The sequence below is a fragment of the Novosphingobium sp. CCH12-A3 genome, from assembly GCF_001556015.1.
Classification (GTDB): domain Bacteria; phylum Pseudomonadota; class Alphaproteobacteria; order Sphingomonadales; family Sphingomonadaceae; genus Novosphingobium; species Novosphingobium subterraneum.
Genome location: NZ_LSIA01000220.1, coordinates 1 through 874, shown reverse-complemented (window position 1 = coordinate 874; position 874 = coordinate 1). Strand labels below are relative to the sequence as shown.

The following is an 874-nucleotide window of genomic DNA, read 5'->3' as shown; positions in this document are numbered from 1 at the left end:
TGAAGCGTCCCGGGTTTTCTGGAGGCTCCTATTTGTGAGAAGGAGCTGTGATGAGCGCTATAAGGAACAAGTTTTCGCCTGAGTTTCGCGACCGTGCCGTGCGGATGGTCGATGAGCATCGAGGGGATTACCCGTCGGAGTGGGCGGCGATGACTTCGATCGCCGGGAAGGTTGGCTGCACGACCGAGACGCTGCGCCGCTGGTGCCGCGAGGAGGCGAGCCGACGAGCGGGACCAGCGGCGCAGGTCGCCAGTGACCGGGAACGCCTCAAGTTGCTGGAGCGGGAGGTCAAGGAGCTACGGCGGGCTAACGAAATCCTGCGCAAGGCGTCCGCGTATTTTGCGATGGCGGAGCTCGACCGCCACGGCAGATGATGATGTCGTTCATCGACGCCCATCGCGAGGACCTGGGTATCGAGCCGATCTGCCGTGAACTGGCGATCGCCCCGTCCTCCTATCATGAGCACGCTGCCCGCCTTGCCGATCCTGGCAGGCGTCCTGCCCGGGCTCGGCGGGATGACGAGATGCGGGCACAGATCAAGCGCGTCCATGAAGCCAGCTTCGGCCTCTACGGCACGCGCAAGGTCTGGCACCAGTTGCGGCGCGAAGGCGTGGTGATCGCCAAGTGCACGGTGGAACGGCTGATGGCAGCCATGGGCCTGGCAGGTGTGCGGCGGGGCAAGAAGACCATCACCACGGTCAGCGATCCGAAGGCGCCATGCCCGCTGGACAAGGTCAACCGCGAGTTCCGCGTCAGTCGACCCAATGCCCTGTGGGTGGTCGACTTCACATACGGTGCGCCTCGTCCCGGATGGTCCGGGTTAGCGTCCGCGGTCGTGGTGTAATTTCCGGTGCAGACTGAGGTGCCGCTGGTG

The 874-nt window shown here is 64.5% G+C and carries 1 pseudogene and 1 other annotated feature; the pseudogene reads left to right on the top strand.

The features are described 5' to 3' along the window. Nucleotides 1-50: 50 nt before the first annotated feature. Nucleotides 51-793, top strand: a pseudogene (locus tag AX703_RS26805) (IS3 family transposase); the annotation flags it as partial. Next, nucleotides 332-446 (top strand) — a sequence feature (AL1L pseudoknot). It overlaps the preceding pseudogene by 115 nt. Nucleotides 794-874 lie beyond the last annotated feature (81 nt).